Annotated in this window: 21 protein-coding genes; 16 read left to right on the top strand and 5 right to left on the bottom strand. The window is 35.9% G+C overall.

Going from position 1 to position 16,886, the window contains the following annotated elements; translation table 11 throughout:
• A complete protein-coding gene (locus tag PFY10_21545; GenBank protein WBV56771.1) occupies positions 1-375 on the bottom strand; it encodes a c-type cytochrome in 375 nt (124 codons plus the stop codon).
• The gene (locus PFY10_21540; GenBank protein ID WBV56770.1) at positions 375-599 is read right to left on the bottom strand and encodes a hypothetical protein; all 225 of its coding nucleotides are present in this window, start codon (positions 597-599) and stop codon (positions 375-377) included. Before PFY10_21540 ends, PFY10_21545 begins: the two co-directional genes overlap by 1 nt.
• A 138-nt stretch (positions 600-737) precedes the next feature.
• Between PFY10_21540 and PFY10_21535 the strand changes: the two genes are divergently transcribed.
• From PFY10_21535 to PFY10_21470, 14 genes are all read left to right on the top strand, one after another.
• The gene (locus PFY10_21535; protein ID WBV56769.1) at positions 738-1,382 is read left to right on the top strand and encodes a hypothetical protein; all 645 of its coding nucleotides are present in this window, start codon (positions 738-740) and stop codon (positions 1,380-1,382) included.
• 264 nt (positions 1,383-1,646) lie between these two features.
• Positions 1,647-3,068, top strand: coding sequence for an anthranilate synthase component I family protein (locus tag PFY10_21530; protein WBV56768.1), 1,422 nt, complete (start codon positions 1,647-1,649; stop codon positions 3,066-3,068).
• Between the two features lie 10 nt (positions 3,069-3,078).
• Positions 3,079-3,678 (top strand): aminodeoxychorismate/anthranilate synthase component II, encoded by a 600-nt coding sequence (locus PFY10_21525; protein WBV56767.1) that lies wholly within the window; start codon positions 3,079-3,081, stop codon positions 3,676-3,678.
• A gap of 38 nt (positions 3,679-3,716) precedes the next feature.
• The gene (gene trpD, locus PFY10_21520; GenBank protein ID WBV58971.1) at positions 3,717-4,703 is read left to right on the top strand and encodes an anthranilate phosphoribosyltransferase; all 987 of its coding nucleotides are present in this window, start codon (positions 3,717-3,719) and stop codon (positions 4,701-4,703) included.
• Between the two features lie 60 nt (positions 4,704-4,763).
• A complete protein-coding gene (gene trpC / locus PFY10_21515) occupies positions 4,764-5,546 on the top strand; it encodes an indole-3-glycerol phosphate synthase TrpC (GenBank protein WBV56766.1) in 783 nt (260 codons plus the stop codon).
• Complete coding sequence (locus tag PFY10_21510; protein WBV56765.1) at positions 5,546-6,199, top strand: phosphoribosylanthranilate isomerase; 654 nt, start codon at positions 5,546-5,548, stop codon at positions 6,197-6,199. The genes trpC and PFY10_21510 overlap by 1 nt, the downstream gene beginning before the upstream one ends.
• A complete protein-coding gene (locus PFY10_21505; GenBank protein ID WBV56764.1) occupies positions 6,196-6,717 on the top strand; it encodes a hypothetical protein in 522 nt (173 codons plus the stop codon). Before PFY10_21510 ends, PFY10_21505 begins: the two co-directional genes overlap by 4 nt.
• Positions 6,701-7,240, top strand: coding sequence for a hypothetical protein (locus PFY10_21500; protein ID WBV56763.1), 540 nt, complete (start codon positions 6,701-6,703; stop codon positions 7,238-7,240). Before PFY10_21505 ends, PFY10_21500 begins: the two co-directional genes overlap by 17 nt.
• 11 nt (positions 7,241-7,251) lie before the next feature.
• The gene (gene trpB, locus PFY10_21495) at positions 7,252-8,430 is read left to right on the top strand and encodes a tryptophan synthase subunit beta (protein ID WBV56762.1); all 1,179 of its coding nucleotides are present in this window, start codon (positions 7,252-7,254) and stop codon (positions 8,428-8,430) included.
• 122 nt (positions 8,431-8,552) lie between these two features.
• Positions 8,553-9,287, top strand: coding sequence for a tryptophan synthase subunit alpha (trpA, locus tag PFY10_21490; GenBank protein ID WBV56761.1), 735 nt, complete (start codon positions 8,553-8,555; stop codon positions 9,285-9,287).
• A 75-nt stretch (positions 9,288-9,362) separates the two neighbouring features.
• Positions 9,363-10,115, top strand: coding sequence for a lipoyl(octanoyl) transferase LipB (lipB, locus tag PFY10_21485; GenBank protein WBV58970.1), 753 nt, complete (start codon positions 9,363-9,365; stop codon positions 10,113-10,115).
• Positions 10,116-10,363: 248 nt separating this feature from the next.
• Positions 10,364-11,398 (top strand): serine hydrolase, encoded by a 1,035-nt coding sequence (locus PFY10_21480; GenBank protein ID WBV56760.1) that lies wholly within the window; start codon positions 10,364-10,366, stop codon positions 11,396-11,398.
• A 274-nt stretch (positions 11,399-11,672) separates the two neighbouring features.
• On the top strand, positions 11,673-12,635 hold the full coding sequence (locus tag PFY10_21475; protein WBV56759.1) for a protein-glutamine glutaminase: 963 nt from the start codon (positions 11,673-11,675) through the stop codon (positions 12,633-12,635).
• Positions 12,636-12,740: 105 nt separating this feature from the next.
• Entirely contained in the window at positions 12,741-13,013 is a 273-nt protein-coding gene (locus PFY10_21470) for a hypothetical protein (GenBank protein WBV56758.1), read from the top strand.
• 10 nt (positions 13,014-13,023) lie between these two features.
• On the opposite strand, the gene PFY10_21465 is transcribed toward PFY10_21470, so the two are convergent.
• Positions 13,024-13,779, bottom strand: coding sequence for an SDR family oxidoreductase (locus tag PFY10_21465; GenBank protein WBV56757.1), 756 nt, complete (start codon positions 13,777-13,779; stop codon positions 13,024-13,026).
• Positions 13,780-13,958: 179 nt separating this feature from the next.
• On the opposite strand from PFY10_21465, the gene PFY10_21460 reads away from it, so the two are divergent.
• Both PFY10_21460 and PFY10_21455 read left to right on the top strand, forming a co-directional pair.
• Positions 13,959-14,591 (top strand): NAD(P)H-dependent oxidoreductase, encoded by a 633-nt coding sequence (locus tag PFY10_21460; GenBank protein ID WBV56756.1) that lies wholly within the window; start codon positions 13,959-13,961, stop codon positions 14,589-14,591.
• 29 nt (positions 14,592-14,620) lie between these two features.
• Positions 14,621-15,055: a MarR family transcriptional regulator gene (locus PFY10_21455; protein WBV56755.1), complete on the top strand. Its 435-nt coding sequence runs from the start codon at positions 14,621-14,623 to the stop codon at positions 15,053-15,055.
• 35 nt (positions 15,056-15,090) lie between these two features.
• On the opposite strand, the gene def is transcribed toward PFY10_21455, so the two are convergent.
• Together def and PFY10_21445 are read right to left on the bottom strand one after the other, a co-directional pair.
• Positions 15,091-15,708, bottom strand: coding sequence for a peptide deformylase (gene def, locus PFY10_21450; GenBank protein WBV56754.1), 618 nt, complete (start codon positions 15,706-15,708; stop codon positions 15,091-15,093).
• A 248-nt stretch (positions 15,709-15,956) separates the two neighbouring features.
• Positions 15,957-16,829: a ChaN family lipoprotein gene (locus PFY10_21445; protein WBV56753.1), complete on the bottom strand. Its 873-nt coding sequence runs from the start codon at positions 16,827-16,829 to the stop codon at positions 15,957-15,959.
• Positions 16,830-16,886 lie beyond the last annotated feature (57 nt).

The raw sequence follows: 16,886 nt of genomic DNA, 5'->3' as shown, positions 1-16,886 counted from the left end.
TTACTTCTTCTGACTTAAAATATATTCCACCATTTTTTTTGCATCGTCTTTAGATACCTGAGGATGGGGCTGCATAGGAACACTTCCCCAAACTCCGCTTCCGCCTTCTATAATCTTGGAGGCCAGCATTTCAATATCTTTTTCAGAATATTTGTCAGCTATTTCCTGATAAGAAGGTCCTATCATTCTCTCATTAACCGTGTGACATCCTGTACAATCCAATGTTTCTATGATCTGGCTCCCGGAAAGATTGGTTTTTGCCGGTTCAGAAGCAACAGTTGTTTCTGATGAAGGAGTATCAACAGGTGTATTTTCTTTTTTGGAACAGGAAAGAATAAAAAATCCTATGCATCCTGTCAAAAACAGTTTTTTCATTATTTAGTCAATGTATCTGCTTTTGCGTCCTTTGCAGGTACGGATACTGCTGCATTTACATCTGCTTCTGGTTTGTTGCGGGCTGTTGCGGTAGTGTCTACAACTGTAGTTGCTTCAGGCTCTTCAAGCATTGTGTTGCTATCTTGTAGTGAATGATCTGGTTTCTTTTTGCAGTTTACAACTAATAAACCTCCGATAAATGCAAGTGCTAATACTTTTTTCATTATTTTTTCTATAAAATTTAAGCAAAAGTATAAAAAATAAATTTTTAAAGTGATGATAAATATCCGTTTCAACAATAATTTATCTGGAATAAGATTACTAATGTTCTTTTATCTAAATAAAAATTTTAATTTTAAAGTATGATATTCATTTCTAAAATTCTGTTTTTCACCAGTCATCATGGTTTTTACACCGTGGTCCTCCTGATTGTTTTCTTCAGCTTAGTATCATTCCTTACTAAAAAATGGTGGTTATTACTGCCGATTATCCCTTTAGGAATAGCCAATGCCTTTGCGGGACAGTTTTTGAATGCCTGGTTTTTAAACAAATACGGAACTGAAAGTACTGCAATCATTACCTCCGATGTGGAGACAAGTTCTACATTAAACGATATGTATATCCATGATTATGAAGCAATTGTCAAAAAGCAGGACGGTAAATATATTACAACTTTTTTCTCTACAACTTCGGCTTCTATACACCCTATTGAAAATGCAATCCGTATTCCACAGGTAAACAGTCCATTTCCCGTAAAATATATTCCGGGATACGAGAAAAATATCGTGATTTTATATGATCAGTCCGAAGAAGGCAGACGTCTTCGCCAATATAAAATGCTGGCTCCTATCAATACAGCAAAAATAAAATATGAGGCAGATCCCACCAATAAAGAATTCATCAAAGAATACCTAACTGCATTAGAAAATTATGTAGAAGTTTATAAAGATGATAACTACAATATTCAAATTGAAAAGCTGAAGAAAGAATTGGAAGAGAGCCGATAGTTAATTTTATCTTAAGTTTTTTTAATTTTATTCTTTTTTGGTTTTGATATTAAAAAAAATTTTTACATTTGTGCCATGTTTAATACGAGCAATAATTTTTGGTGGTGGCTTTCAAACTCTTCGTCGGGTCTGAAAGGATTATCGTATTGCTAATTGTTAAGCTGCTTTGCAATAAAATAAGATAAACAAAATATCAAGACTTTGACGGATTCCGTTGAAGTCTTTTTTTTATTATTTAATCTCAAACAAAAATAAAAACATCAAATGTTTAATAAGAATATAAAGGTAAAAACCGTATCAAAGAAAACACTGGGAGATCTTCAGACTCCCATGAATATTTATCTGCAGATCCGTGACAAGTTCAGGGACACCATTCTTTTAGAAAGCTCGGATTCTAAAAACATAGATAATAATTTTTCATTTATCGCCATAAATGCCATAGCAGGAATTGAGGTTAAGAACCTTAATGAATTCGAGGTTAAGTTTCCCAATTCAGAACCTGTAAAACAGTTTATCATTGATCATAAGATCGCAGATATCTTGCATGACTTTTCTTCTGTTTTTGAATGTGAAAAAACAACGGATCCCATTGAAGAAACAGCACAAAACCTTTTCGGATACACCAGCTTTGAGGCGGTTCAGTTTTTCGAAAATATCAATTTTAAAGCACAAAGCCCGGAGGTTGAAATTCCCCTTGTGAGATACAGATTATACCAGTACGTTATTGCAATCAATCATTACAATGATGAAATGCATTTTATCGAAAATCAAATCGAGGGGATCAAATCAGAACTTTATACTTTAGAAAATTTAATAAAAAATAAAAGCTCAGTAGTCTACCCTTTTGAGAAAACGGGTGAAGAAACCTCAAATATTTCTGATGAAGAATATCTGGAACTGGTTAAAACGGCTCAAAAACACTGCATGCGGGGAGACGTTTTTCAATTGGTATTGAGCAGAAGATTCGAACAAAAGTTTCTGGGTGACGAATTCAATGTATACCGTGCTTTAAGAAATATCAATCCTTCTCCTTATCTGTTCTTTTTCGATTACGGAGATTACAAATTATTCGGATCGAGCCCCGAGAGCCAACTGATTATTAAAGATCATAAGGCCATCATCCATCCTATTGCGGGAACTTTTAAAAGAACCGGAAACTTTGATGTAGATCTTCAATCTATAGAAGAATTAAAAAATGATCCCAAGGAAAATGCTGAACATACTATGCTGGTAGACCTGGCAAGAAATGATCTGGGAAAAATGGGAAGAAATGTAACGGTAACAAAGTTAAAGGAAATCCAACTTTTTTCTCACGTTATTCATATGGTAAGTGAAGTAACATCGGAATTACCGGAAAATACCAATCCTTTTGAAGTGGTTGCTTCTACCTTTCCTCAGGGGACTTTAAGTGGTGCCCCTAAGCATAAAGCCCTTCAATTGATCAATCAATACGAGAAGGATTCCCGGGGTTACTATGGAGGCTGTATCGGAATGGTAGGTCTGAACGGAAGCTGCAACCAGGCTATTATGATCAGAACCTTTTTAAGTAAAAACAATACTCTTTTTTATCAGGCCGGTGCAGGACTGGTGGCCAAATCCAATCCTGAAAGTGAACTTCAGGAAGTCAACAATAAGCTTAACGCACTCAAGAAAGCTGTAGAAAAGGCAGATAAACTCAAATACTAATTTAAATAAGATGAACGAAAATATAAAAACCCAATTAACAGCTAAAGTTTTAGTATTTGATAATTACGATAGCTTTACCTATAATCTGGTTCAGATTATTGAAAGAATTCTAAACCAGAAAGTGGATATCTATCGGAATGATGAAATCAGCCTGGAAGAAGTGGAAAAGTATGATAAGATCATTTTGTCTCCAGGTCCCGGAATACCTGAGGAGTCCGGTATATTACTTGATCTGATCAGGAAATATGCTCCTACTAAAAGCATTCTCGGAGTTTGTCTGGGGCAGCAGGCCATTGCTGAGGCTTTCGGAGGAAGACTGATTAATCTTTCAGAAATTTTTCATGGTGTGGCAACCACCACAGAGCTGGTGAAAGAAAAAACCAAACTTTTCCAAAACCTGTCATCAGGAATGGAAGTAGGAAGATACCACAGCTGGGCTGTGGATCCCGATCAGTTCCCCGAAGAACTGGAGATCACTGCCGTAGATAAAGATGGAATGATCATGGCCCTGCAACATAAAACCTATGATGTACATGGTGTCCAGTTTCATCCTGAAAGTATTTTAACTCCGGACGGAGAAGTTATCATTAAAAATTTCTTATTACATTGAAAACACAAGATATTCCCTCAACAATAAAAACACCTCAAATGAAAGAGATCCTGCAATATTTATTCAATCATCATACCTTATCTAAATCTGAGGCCAAAGCGATCATGATTGAAATTGCCCAGAATAAATTCAATTCAACGGAAGTCACTGCTTTTATGAGCGTTTTCCTGATGCGCAATATTACATTGAGAGAGCTGGAAGGCTTCAGGGAAGCATTATTGCAAATGGCAGTTCCTGTAAACCTTGATGCCAGTGATGCTTTAGATATCGTAGGAACGGGAGGTGATGGCAAAAACACGATCAATATTTCAACGCTGGCCGGTTTTGTCATTGCCGGAGCAGGACAAAGCGTAACAAAACATGGAAATTATGGAGCCTCAGCTGTTACCGGTTCTTCAAATGTTTTGGAAGAGCTGGGTTATCAGATGAATAATGATTCTGATAAGCTGAACAGAGATCTGGAGAAAGCGAATATCTGCTTTTTACATGCTCCTTACTTCCATCCTGCCCTTCAGTCTGTTGGAGCATTGAGGAAATCACTGGGGCTAAGAACCTTTTTCAACCTATTAGGTCCATTGGTAAATCCGGCAAAACCAAAATTTTCTGTGATCGGAGTATACAACCTGGAAATCGCAAGGATTTATCAATATCTTTTACAAAAAGAACCTCAGGAGTTCGTCCTGGTTCATGGCCTGGATGGATATGATGAGATCAGCCTTACCCATGACAGTAAAATTATAACCAAAAAAGGTGAAAATATTTATTCTTCTGAAGATCTGGGATTCGATCCGGTAAGTCCTGAAAGTATCCAGGCAGGTAAAACCATTCAGGAAGCAGCAAGAATCTTCAGGAATATTTTGGAAGGAAAGGGAACAGATTCTCAAAATGCCGTTGTTTTAGCGAATGCTGCGGTAGCACTTTATCATACGGAAAAATTCGGTTCCTATGATGATTGCCTCCTTTTGGCACAGGAAAGTTTACATGGCGGAAAAGCATTGAGAAGCCTGGAACTGTTATTAGAATAATGCATTTTGAGGTTTTGAATAGAATTAATTAGTTTCAGGAAATATAAAAACACACAATAAATGACCATATTAGATAAAATTATATCGAGAAAAAAAGAAGAAGTTAATTTTTCAAAAGCAAATGTTTCTGTAGAAGAATTAAAGGATTCTGCTTTTTTTGAAAGAAAAACCGCTTCTTTAAAATCTTCCCTTAAAGAGAAAAGCGGAATAATCGCTGAATTTAAAAGACAATCTCCTTCAAAGGGAGTAATTAATGATAAGGTTTCTCCTTTTGAAGTAGTGTCTGCTTATGAGAATTTTGGAGCAAGCGGAATTTCAATACTTACCGACACCGATTTTTTTGGTGGTAGTTTTAAAGATATTATGGATCTCAGAAGTCAAATTAAAACGCCCGTTCTCAGGAAAGATTTCATGATCGACGAATATCAGTTCTATGAGGCTAAAAATATGGGTGCGGATGTTATTTTACTGATTGCCGCCTGTCTTTCACCATCACAGGTTCTGGAGTTCACCCATTTATCACACGAACTGGGATTGGAAGTTTTACTGGAAATCCATACAGAAGAAGAATTGCAACACTTCCATCCAGATATTGATCTGGTAGGAATTAATAACAGAAACCTAAAAGATTTTAAAGTAGATCTTCAACATTCTGTCCGATTAAAAAATCAACTGCCTGAACAAACTTTATCTGTTGCTGAAAGTGGAATTTACAGTATTGAGGATTTCAGTTACCTGAAAGAAAAGGGTTTCGACGGATTCTTAATGGGTGAATATTTTATGAAGAATGAAGATCCTGCCAAAGCCTTTAAAGAATTCATCAACCATATAAACCTATCGTGATGAACCAGCAGCTACAAATAAAAGTATGTGGTCTTACACTGCCTGATCAAATTCTGGAATTAATTTCCATGAATATTGATTTTATAGGATTTATATTCTACAAAAAATCGCCGCGGTATGCACTTAATCGTTTAAGTTTAGATGATATTTCGAAAATCATTCACAAAGGAAAGGTAGGAGTTTTCGTGAACGAGGATATAGAAAATGTAGTGGATATTACTCAAAAAGCTGAGCTTAATTTTATTCAGCTGCACGGTGATGAAAGTGATGAATATATTAAGGTATTAAAACAAAAAACAGATCCGGAAGTAAAAATAATCAAAGCCTTAAGGATTGGTGAAACAATGGGACATCTTTCTTCTAAAATTGACCGGATACAATCCGTTATTGATTATTTGTTATTTGATACGGATAGTCAATCATTTGGAGGAACTGGGAAACAGTTTGACTGGTCGCTGTTAAATGATATCAAAATAAATGTTCCCTACCTGCTGAGCGGAGGCATTTCAGAACAGAATATAAAAGGTATCAAAATATTGGATCAGAAACCTTTTGCCTTGGATATCAATTCAAAATTTGAAACCGGACCAGGAATTAAAGATGTAGAGAAAATTAAAGTATTTAAGTCAAACCCATTAATCTCATCCTTATGAATATACAATCATTGAAAAAACAGTTCTATAAAACTTTATTCCCACCGAGGTTTGAGAATGAAAGGGTAAAAAAACTGCATGATTTCATATGTGAAAATGACAGCACCACAGACTTCTGGGAAATGGGTGGTTTATTATCCATATTTATAAGTATCATTAAGGATTTTAATGAAGATGATATTGAGTATTTTTTTGAAACCATTCATTTATGGGATGGATATCATTTGGTAATAATTGCGGATAAACTGATGGAAAATACGGTCAAAGCTAATGTTAATTATGACCTGGGAAAAATCTATTTTAAGATATTCTTATCTTATGAAAAACTGGATTCTTATTATTTGCTGGATAACCTGGAACTGATCTTTAAAATGTATCGTTCAAAGCTAGATATCGAAACCCTGATCAGCATTTCAAGTAAAATAAAATACCTGTACCAGAATAAACAAATAACAAGACAGCAATTCGATCATAATCTGTCCTATCTAAATACCCTGAACCATGACGTACCACATTAAAAATTCGGAACAGCTTACCATACAGGAAATAGGAGTAATAATAAAGCTTTGGGAAAACAAGGAATGGACAGGTATGAAAGCTGATGATTTCAGACAGCTATTTAAAAATTCTGAATTTCATTTATTACTGGACACTGATGGAAATATCAAATCTGTATTGCGTCTGAATTTCGATTTTACATTAAAGATATCGGGAAATCTACATTCTTATACAGAAATGGTGGGCTTTGTTTCTGCACAAAAAGGACATGGCTATGGCAGCCAATTGCTGAAGCTTTCAGCAGAAAATGTTACTGAGAGGGACCTGCAGGTTATTGGATTCTGTATTTCCGATTTGCGCCCCTTTTATGAAAAGTGCAAAATTGATATATTATACGATAAAGCAAAAAAAATTCTGGAGCAGGAAGATGATCACTGGATCAGTTCTGAAGATGATGACATCCTGATCATCCATTTGTCTGAAGAAAATAGAAATCTTTTCAAGCAGCTTGATTCAGAAAAAACTGCTTATTTAATACAATAACAACAATGAAAATGAATTATAAAAACCCTGATCAAAATGGATATTATGGAGAATTCGGAGGAGCTTTTATCCCTGAAATGCTTTATCCAAATGTAGAAGAGCTTCAAAAAAACTATCTTGAAATTATAGAATCTGAGGAGTTTCAGGCAGAATATCAGGATTTACTGAAAAATTATGTAGGGCGTGCTACTCCTCTTTATTTTGCCAAAAATCTGAGCAACCAGTACAAAACGAACATTTATCTGAAAAGAGAAGATCTTAACCATACCGGTGCACACAAGATCAATAACGCACTGGGCCAGGTTTTACTGGCAAAACGATTGGGAAAAACCAGAATTATTGCAGAAACCGGAGCCGGACAACACGGCGTTGCTACTGCTACCGCCTGCGCATTGCTTGGTTTGAAATGTATCGTTTATATGGGTGAAGTTGACATTCAGAGGCAGGCTCCGAATGTAGCAAGAATGAAAATGCTGGGTGCAGAAGTAGTTCCGGCAACTTCGGGATCAAAAACATTAAAAGACGCAGTAAATGAAGCCTTAAGAGATTGGATCAATAATCCAGTGACAACTCATTATGTTATAGGCAGCGTTGTGGGACCTCATCCCTTTCCCGATTTGGTTGCAAGATTTCAAAGCGTCATATCAAAAGAGATCAGGGAACAGCTTCATGAACAAACAGGAAGAGAGAATCCTGACTATGTGATTGCCTGCGTAGGAGGTGGTAGTAACGCAGCAGGAACTTTTTACCATTTTGTGGAAGAAGAAAATGTAAAAATTATTGCGGCAGAAGCAGGAGGCTTCGGTGTGGAATCCGGAAAATCTGCGGCCACCACTTTTCTTGGAACTTTAGGCGTTTTACACGGAAGCAAAAGCCTTGTCATGCAGACCCGCGACGGTCAGGTAATCGAACCCCATTCAATTTCTGCCGGTTTGGATTATCCCGGGATCGGGCCTTTCCATGCTCATTTATTTAAGGAAAAGCGTGCGGAATTTTTCAGCATCAACGATGATGAAGCCTTGAAATCAGCTTTTGAGCTCACAAAACTGGAAGGAATTATTCCTGCCCTTGAAAGCTCACATGCCCTGGCCGTCCTGGATAAAAAGAAATTCGACGAAAATGACATCGTGGTGATCTGCCTGAGCGGACGTGGTGATAAGGATATGGAAACTTATTTAGCTAATCTTTAAATTTTTAATCTGTAAAATGTAAAAAGTATTCATGTAAAATGATTCTGACAGTTGTTAAAGAAAATTATGCGTCTTTTTATCATAAATACATTTTACATGAATACATAAATACAATAAACCCAATGAAAAAACTCAATATATACTTCACAGCAGGGATTCCTAAATTGGAAGATACTGCAGATATTATAAAACTCATACAGGATGCCGGTGCGGACATGATGGAAATCGGAATGCCTTATTCGGATCCGGTTGCTGACGGTCCCATTATACAGAAAGCACATGAACTTGCATTGGAAAATGGAATGACCATTGAGAAATTACTATCACAACTGAAATCCATTAAAACTGAAATTAAAATTCCTATTATTTTAATGGGATATATCAATCCGGTTTTAAGTTTTGGTTTTGAAAATTTCTGCAAAGAATGCTCGGAAAGTGGTGTTACCGGACTCATTATCCCTGATCTTCCTCCTATTGAATTTGAAAAGAATTATCAGCAAATCCTGAAGAAATATCATCTCAACTTCACATTTCTGATCACACCTGAAACCTCAGACGAAAGGATCTTATATCTTGATTCTTTAAGCTCAGGGTTTCTGTATGCGGTAAGTTCTTCATCCACAACAGGAAATGAAAATGCCGTATTAAAAAATGAAGATTATCTTTCCCGGATATCTCTTCTTCAGTTAAAAAATCCGGTAATGATCGGTTTTGGTATAAAATCGAAAAAAGATTTTGAAAGTGTAACGGAAAAAGCAGACGGCGGAATCATAGGAACAGCATTCGTTAATGTTCTATTACAGGATAAAGATTGGAAAAATAATGCCATAGATTTTATAAATTCAATAAAGAATTAAAAATCACTAAATTTGTATGTCTAAAAAATGGTACAAGTCTTTCCACAGGACCATAAAAAAAGACAGACGCTCATTATGAATACACATCAAAATAAAGTAGTAGAATTCGAAGATCTGGGTACAAGAGATTATCAGTCCTCATGGGACTATCAGGAAAAACTGATGAAAGATATCATTGATACCAAAATAAAAAACCGCGATTTACCTGCTGAAGAACATATTACCACACCCAATCATTTGCTTTTGGTGGAGCATCCCCATGTTTATACTTTAGGAAAAAGCGGACATGAAGAAAATATGCTGGCGGGAATTGATAAACTCAAAGAGATTGATGCTACTTTTGTAAAAGTAAACCGTGGCGGAGATATTACCTATCACGGATACGGGCAGATTGTAGGTTATCCGATCTTAGATCTTGAAAATTTCTTTACAGATATTCATTTATACATGAGAAACCTGGAAGAAGTGATCATCAGAACCATTGGCGAATATGGCCTTAAGGGCGAGCGTTCCCAGGGAGAGACCGGGGTCTGGCTGGATGTGGGAAAACCGTATGCCCGAAAAATTTGTGCAATGGGTGTGAAAGCGTCCCGTTGGGTAACTTTACATGGTTTTGCCCTTAATGTAAACACCGATATGCGCTATTTTGAATATATCATTCCTTGTGGTATCAAAGATAAACAGGTGACCTCTCTGAAAAGAGAACTTGAAAGAGAACTTTCCCCTCAGGAAATGGAAGATATCAAATCTAAAATTACAAAACATTTTGCAGATGTTTTTGGAGCTGAGATTTCTAATAAAAAATCTGCAACTACTACCAATTTCTAAAAATTACTTTTCTTATTATTCCTTAGGAGTCTAATCTTATAAAGTTGAGATTCCTAAGGAAAAACATATTAATCTTTTATCATTCGGCTATTCCACAGAGTCTTTGATCATATATGATTTGTCCTTATTAAAAATAGTATTTAAATATACTTTTGGCTGAATCATATGGATAAAAAATCGAAAAATCTCCTACATATTTAGTATTTTGCATTGTGTTTTTAGCGCAATTAATAAAATCTGAAAGTCCAATGAAACTATTAACCCGGTTCTTTTGCTATCTGTTATTATCCATTTCTTCTATATGTTTTGCACAAAAGGATAAATACAAACAAAAGATCGATAGCCTAATTCAGGTTAAGAGCCCTAGAACTTTCAATGGGGTTGTTCTCGTTACCAGAAACGGAAAGGTTGAATACTCCAGGGCTTACGGTATAAAAAATGCTAAGACACGAATTCCTTTAAAACCAAATGATCAGTTTGAAATCATGTCCAACACCAAACAGATCACCGCCGTTTTATTATTAAAAGAGGTTGAAAAAGGAAAAGTTGATTTACATTCTCCTATAAAAAAGTACCTTCCATCACTATCTCAGCCCTGGGCTGATTCAGTAACGGTTCATCAGTTGCTTAACCATACCCATGGGATTGTTGATCTCGAGAAACCTTTGGCATTTAGACCGGGCTCTGATTTCAAATACGGTAACCTTTCCTATATCTTGTTAGGGAAAATCATCGAAAATGTCAGCCATCAATCTTACTCTCAATTGGCTAATGAACTGTTCAAGCAGCTTAAAATGAAAGATACTTTCTGCTATGCGAAATCGGATCTGAAGAAGCTGGTTTCGGGGCATATAAGTAATGAAAAAGGATTAACTGTTTCCAATGACTCTTTTATCAATGATGAAAATATGCCAGCCGACGGAGTAATAAGCACAGCAAAGGACTTATCTGTCTGGAATGATTTTCTTCATAAAGGCAAAATCCTAAACGCAGATACCTATCAATTATTAATAAGTCCATCCGTATTTTCCGAACATGATGTATTCGGAACCGGTAAGATGGGTTACGGATATGCTATTCGTATTGTAAAGGATCACAGAGTCAGCTATTTTGGTCATACCGGTCTCGGAGATGGCTTTACTTCATTGAATGTTTATGTGCCCTCTTCTGATGTGAGTATTGTTATCATGGAAAATCAGATGAGCGAGATAAATACGCTGTACTATTATTTTGAAAAATTAATCAGAGATATTGTATTGCAAAGCAGCTTAATTAAGAAATAACCAATCCGCTGGCAACCTGCACGGATAAAATAGGTAAACCTGATTTTTTTTCATCGTAAAATTCACAGAGCCATTATTAACACTTATTAAAACGGTAGTTTTTAATGAACAAAACACTTTAATTATTACTAAAAATTTTGGTTTTTATAAAAATAACTTGCTTATGTTATTTTTTTTATTAATTTTATTTTCACCAAAAAGTGAAGTAAATAAGAGTTAAAATAACCAACCAACTTAACAAAAACTCACCATTAAACTACAAATTACAATTATTATGAAAAATCTTTTTTTATCAATGATGGCCTTTGTGACCGTCTTAACTTTTAATTCCTGTGCCGATTCCAACGGGAATCAGGAAATCAACGGAAAGGAAAAACTAAGTGTAAATGATTCTAAGCTGAAAGATTTCGGAAAGACTGTACCGGTAGGGATAGACGAAGAAAACGGAATGATAAAGGTGTCATTTATGTTAACTGCGCAATTCTATGAAATTAAGCCGACCAAAGAAAATGAGCAGTATATCGGAATGCTTAGACAGGCTGTTAAGAATGAATCTCCTGTACACATTTTCTTAAAGCCTAATAGCAATGAAATAGGAAAAGTGGAGTCTGCAAGCCCGGAAGACGTAAGATATTTTAAAACGATCCTGACAAAAGAAGTAAAAGGACAAACCAATAAATTGGCGAGTGTAATTCCTGATGTAGCTACATTAAATTCTTTATTCAATCAAATAAAGAATCAGTCTTGCGGTACCTCTACGGCGTCCTCACCATGCATCACATTCAGATATCCTGTAGACGGATGTTATGCAAGAGCCCATAAGATGAGACAAATCTTAATGAACAACGGCTATGACTGTGAAAAACAATTTGTATACGGAAACCTAAAGGCATCAACAGGAACTTGCTGTGTGGCGTGGAGCTACCACGTTGCAATATTGGTAAGCTATAAAAATGCTTCCGGAGTAACGGAAAAAAGAATTATTGATCCTTCACTATTTTCAAGCGGTCCTGTAACAGATACAGCATGGAGAAACGCTTGCGTTAACACCTCTTGCGGATCTGCATCCGTTTCCTCTTATGCTAATACTGCAGGAAATGTTTATTACAGAAGTCCTAGTAATTCTTATCTGTATGACAACAATCTGATCAATACCAATTGTGTACTGACTAAATTTTCACTGCTTTCCGGATGTTCTCCTTCACCTGCACCGGATGTATCCAGCTGTGGATTTTAATTAATTGATAATTTTACAGCACCTGCTGATTCTGTAAATGGGCAGGTGCTGTTATATAATAACACTATTTTTATGAAAGTATGGACATTACTATTATTTTTTTGTATGATAACATCCTGCTCCGGTAGTTCGGGTTCACAGAATTTAACCTGGTACAAAAATGCAACAATCAGTCAGATTACGGAAGACCCCGATCATCCCGGGGATTTTATGCGTATCTCTATTGGAATTAGCGCACAGGTTTTTTATGTGTCAAAAAAAGATTCTTCCTATAAAACTCTTCTAGAAAAGTTAAACCAAAGCCTGAAAAAAGGTAAGGCCTATAATATCGGTATTGAGAACAAAACCAATATTATTAAACAGGTTAATGACATCTAATAACTTTTTCCTAGGATCTTATCACAGAAATTCCGGCATCTACTTTTATTTCGGCTCCATGGATATAAGACGCTTCCCTTGAAGCAAGGAAAAGCACTGTATTTGCTATTTCCGATGGATCTCCCTGCCGTTTAAACGGGATTGTAGGAATAATATGCTGAACGGCATCCTCAATCTGCTCTTTATTCAATCCGGTATTATTGAAGATATTGGTTTTAATATGTCCGGGACTAATAGCGTTTACCCGGATTCCCCTTTCCAACAGCTCAGTGGCAAAAGTCTTCACAAAAGATTGCACAGCTGATTTTGCAGCCGAGTAAACAGAGAAATTAGGCATTGAAATCTCTGTAGCTACTGAAGTATTAAAAATAACCGAACTTCCCTTTTTCATTAATGGTAACATTTGTTGAACGGTAAAGAAAGGTCCTTTTACCAGAATATTAAACAGTTCATCGAAATCCTCAGGGTCCACATTTTCAATCGGCTTAAATTTCCCGTACCCTGCATTGGCAAAAACGAGATCAATATTTTCAGTGTATTGTTTTATTTCGTTTTGTAAATGCATCAGGTCTTTCATATTACCTGCATCGGACACTATCCCTACTGCTTTTCTTCCTAACTTTTCAGTTGCTTTAAGCACGGTTTCTTCGGATCTTCCGGTAATTATAGCAGTTCCGCCTTCTCCGATAAACTGCTCAGCAACTGCATACCCCATTCCATTCGTTCCTCCCGTTATCAGCGCATACTGATTGATAAATCTTTGCATTGTATTTTGTTTTAAAATTATACAGCAAAGATTGGAATATGGTCTATTTTACGAAATCCGAAACTTGTGATATTTCTATTATCGATTTTATCTAAAATATATTATTTAAAATTAAATTGCAAGCAATTTAATTTTGTTATAACTTTGTCCCATAAAATTATTTCACAAAAAATAAAACAATGTCATTAATAGAAAATTTAAACTGGAGACATGCCGTGAAAGCATATGATCCAACAAAAAAAGTATCGGAAAAAGATTTAAATACGATTTTGGAAGCTGCAAGGTTGGCTCCTACTTCATCCGGCTTACAGCCTTTCCGTATCATTGTAGTAGAGAATCAGGAATTAAAGGAAAAAATGGTTCAGGGTGCTTTAAACCCTGAAGTGATGAGAGATTCTTCTCATGTGCTTGTATTTGCAGCGTGGGATAATTATTCCAATGAGAAAATTGATAAAGTGTATGACTACCATACTGATGTAAGAGATCTTCCGAAAGGCCGTTTCAACAGCTATACAGATAAATTGAAAGAAATTTACGGTGCGCAGACTCCTGAACAGCATTTTTTACATACCGCCCGTCAGACTTACATCTCCTTAGGCTTAGCTTTGGCTCAGGCAGCAGAATTAAAAATCGACAGTACACCGGCAGAAGGATTCAGTAATGAGGTGGTAGATGAAATTCTTGGTTTGAAAGAATTAGGATTAAAAAGTGTAAGTTTGCTGTACTTGGGATACCGTGATGAAGAAAAAGACTGGCTGGCTTCTATGAAAAAAGTACGTATTCCTATGGATGAATTTATCATCAGAAAATAATATCAATTCCCAATTCATATTCTATTGTTATGGAAAATTCGGAAAACCTAAAACTGGAAAATCAGATCTGCTTTCCTTTATATGCAATCGCAAAGGAAATCACAGGTTTGTACCGTCCTTTTCTTGATGAACTGGACATTACCTATCCTCAATATCTCGTGATGATGGTCTTGTGGGAACAGGATGGCCTTCCAGTTACTCAGATCGGTGAAAAACTCCTGCTGGATAGTGGTACATTAACGCCTTTACTCAAAAGATTAGAAGGCAAAGGCTTTATTTCGAGAAACCGTAAAAAAGAAGATGAAAGAGTGGTACAGGTATTTCTGACTGAACAGGGGAAAAATTTAAAGGAAAATGCGTGTGGTGTCCCTGAAAAGATTATGAAAAAGATCAATGTTCAACCTGAAGATCTGTTGCAACTTAAAAATTCCATCAATATTATTTTAAGTAAAATTGAAAAATAAAAAAAACCGGCAGCCAATTTTTGGCTGCCGGTTTTTTATTTAACTTTCTGAAAAGCATCTACTTTCAGATAAGCATCATTTTTTTCTTTTTCTTTTTTATCAGAAATCAAAATTCCAAAAAGGTGGTCTATCTCATGCTGAAAAATAACGGCTGTAAAACCTTCTACAATCTCAGAGTATTTCTGACCTTTCAAATCAACATATTCGAGTTGTATAACTTTGCTCCTGTAAAACTGATCCCTGAATTCAGGAATGGACAGATCTCCTTCGGGTCCCAGGTTTTGAAGCTCGGATCTCCAGATGATCACAGGATTTATAAAATACTCCAAAGGATTATCCTTTTTATCAAAACGCTGAACCCAGATTATTTTCCTGTTAATACCCACCTGCGGAGCTGCTATTCCTACTCCTCCATCGGTAGAAAGAAGAGATTCTTTCATCCTTTTAACCAGTGTCGCCGTATTAGGATCAACAGGATCAGCCTCACTGGAAATACTCAGTAATGTTTTGTGCTGATCAGCATTTGTTGTCTGATAAATCGGAAGCGGAGAACCAATATCTCCCTGATTAATTATTGTAATTTCATTTGAGGTCAGCTTTTGCGCATTAGCCAGGCTAACGAAGCAAAGCAGCAGGAAAGATAATTTTTTCATTTTTTAATTATTAATGTATTCATGTATTGATGTAAAATGTATTCATGATTATCTAAGCTGCCTTTTTTATTGTTGTCATTTCGAATGAAACAAAGTGTAATGAGAAATCTTTTTAAATAATTATATTAATGTATATTAAATTACATATTCCTCCTGCATTTATTAAAAGAATACAATTTCTCAGCTGACCTCCAAAATCATTATACATGAATACTTTTTACATTGTACAACCTTTTTAACATTCAAAATTAAAAAGTTTTCGTCATATCGGCTGGAATAATCAAATTAAAATCTGTTGGGATATAGTCTTTCCCGGGAACTTTCAATTCAGGATCGTCCGATTCAAAAACTGAGATCACCGCCATTTTAAGATTGGGGTTCTTTTGTTTAACATACCAATAGGTTCCACCGAATTCCTTGCTATGATAATTACCATTATAATGAATAAAAGTTTTACCGGGCTGGATATTTTTGAGGATGGATTCTGCCATCGTAGCATCTTTGGTTGCCTGAGCTGAAATGAAGTTCATTACTTTTGTTCCTTCTGCATGGTCTCCCATCATTTTTTTCATTTCAGGATATCCTGGTGTGTCTAAACTCACTTTGATAGGCAACTGGGCAATGTATATTTTTTCTTTGGCAGACAATCTATTCAAAGATTCCAGACCTTCTTTTGCCGTCTGGGAAGCGTACCTTCTGGGAATATTTGTTGCAATGAAACCTAGCTTTTTTTCTTTAGCAAAGTCAACCAGTGGCTTATAGTCCGTTGCATAATTATTCCACAAGCGTGCAGAGTCCTTTAGTGTTTTGGCATCGAATTTCCCATTTAAATAATCATTTAACTGAGCTTGATTATCTCTCTCGAACATTTCCGCTCCTAAAATAATCTGTCCGTTTTTCTTCTGGTATAATGCTTCGGTCACTTTCAGCTGAAGCCAATGATTGATGGAGCTGTTGTGATTCTCACCAAAAAAAATAACATCATAACTGGCAAGTTCTTTCACCAAACGCTCTGTTTCTATTTCTTTTCCTTCTTTATCATAAAACCGATAAGCTCTGAAATTTTGGGCATTTAATGCACAAAACATAATCAGTAATATTGATACGAAAATATTTTTCATTGTAATTATTTTTGGTTAAGGGTGAAAGGACTTAAAGGCTGGATCGCTGAACTATTT

The sequence above is a fragment of the Chryseobacterium daecheongense genome (assembly GCA_027920525.1).
GTDB classification, from domain to species: Bacteria; Bacteroidota; Bacteroidia; order Flavobacteriales; family Weeksellaceae; genus Chryseobacterium; species Chryseobacterium proteolyticum.
This window is presented reverse-complemented; position numbering and strand designations above follow the sequence as displayed.

What these genes read in the sequence shown, in the direction of transcription:
- trpB (WBV56762.1), top strand. Translation starts at nt 7,252, where the DNA reads ATGAATTATAAAAACCCTGATCAAAATGGATATTATGGAGAATTCGGA.
- trpA (WBV56761.1), top strand. Translation starts at nt 8,553, where the DNA reads ATGAAAAAACTCAATATATACTTCACAGCAGGGATTCCTAAATTGGAA.
- PFY10_21545 (WBV56771.1), bottom strand. Translation starts at nt 375, where the DNA reads ATGAAAAAACTGTTTTTGACAGGATGCATAGGATTTTTTATTCTTTCC.
- PFY10_21460 (WBV56756.1), top strand. Translation starts at nt 13,959, where the DNA reads ATGTCATTAATAGAAAATTTAAACTGGAGACATGCCGTGAAAGCATAT.
- PFY10_21505 (WBV56764.1), top strand. Translation starts at nt 6,196, where the DNA reads ATGAATATACAATCATTGAAAAAACAGTTCTATAAAACTTTATTCCCA.
- PFY10_21465 (WBV56757.1), bottom strand. Translation starts at nt 13,779, where the DNA reads ATGCAAAGATTTATCAATCAGTATGCGCTGATAACGGGAGGAACGAAT.
- PFY10_21525 (WBV56767.1), top strand. Translation starts at nt 3,079, where the DNA reads ATGAACGAAAATATAAAAACCCAATTAACAGCTAAAGTTTTAGTATTT.
- PFY10_21500 (WBV56763.1), top strand. Translation starts at nt 6,701, where the DNA reads ATGACGTACCACATTAAAAATTCGGAACAGCTTACCATACAGGAAATA.
- PFY10_21530 (WBV56768.1), top strand. Translation starts at nt 1,647, where the DNA reads ATGTTTAATAAGAATATAAAGGTAAAAACCGTATCAAAGAAAACACTG.
- trpD (WBV58971.1), top strand. Translation starts at nt 3,717, where the DNA reads ATGAAAGAGATCCTGCAATATTTATTCAATCATCATACCTTATCTAAA.
- PFY10_21480 (WBV56760.1), top strand. Translation starts at nt 10,364, where the DNA reads ATGAAACTATTAACCCGGTTCTTTTGCTATCTGTTATTATCCATTTCT.
- PFY10_21470 (WBV56758.1), top strand. Translation starts at nt 12,741, where the DNA reads ATGATAACATCCTGCTCCGGTAGTTCGGGTTCACAGAATTTAACCTGG.
- def (WBV56754.1), bottom strand. Translation starts at nt 15,708, where the DNA reads ATGAAAAAATTATCTTTCCTGCTGCTTTGCTTCGTTAGCCTGGCTAAT.
- PFY10_21540 (WBV56770.1), bottom strand. Translation starts at nt 599, where the DNA reads ATGAAAAAAGTATTAGCACTTGCATTTATCGGAGGTTTATTAGTTGTA.
- PFY10_21455 (WBV56755.1), top strand. Translation starts at nt 14,621, where the DNA reads ATGGAAAATTCGGAAAACCTAAAACTGGAAAATCAGATCTGCTTTCCT.
- PFY10_21510 (WBV56765.1), top strand. Translation starts at nt 5,546, where the DNA reads ATGAACCAGCAGCTACAAATAAAAGTATGTGGTCTTACACTGCCTGAT.
- PFY10_21475 (WBV56759.1), top strand. Translation starts at nt 11,673, where the DNA reads ATGAAAAATCTTTTTTTATCAATGATGGCCTTTGTGACCGTCTTAACT.
- PFY10_21535 (WBV56769.1), top strand. Translation starts at nt 738, where the DNA reads ATGATATTCATTTCTAAAATTCTGTTTTTCACCAGTCATCATGGTTTT.
- PFY10_21445 (WBV56753.1), bottom strand. Translation starts at nt 16,829, where the DNA reads ATGAAAAATATTTTCGTATCAATATTACTGATTATGTTTTGTGCATTA.
- trpC (WBV56766.1), top strand. Translation starts at nt 4,764, where the DNA reads ATGACCATATTAGATAAAATTATATCGAGAAAAAAAGAAGAAGTTAAT.
- lipB (WBV58970.1), top strand. Translation starts at nt 9,363, where the DNA reads ATGAATACACATCAAAATAAAGTAGTAGAATTCGAAGATCTGGGTACA.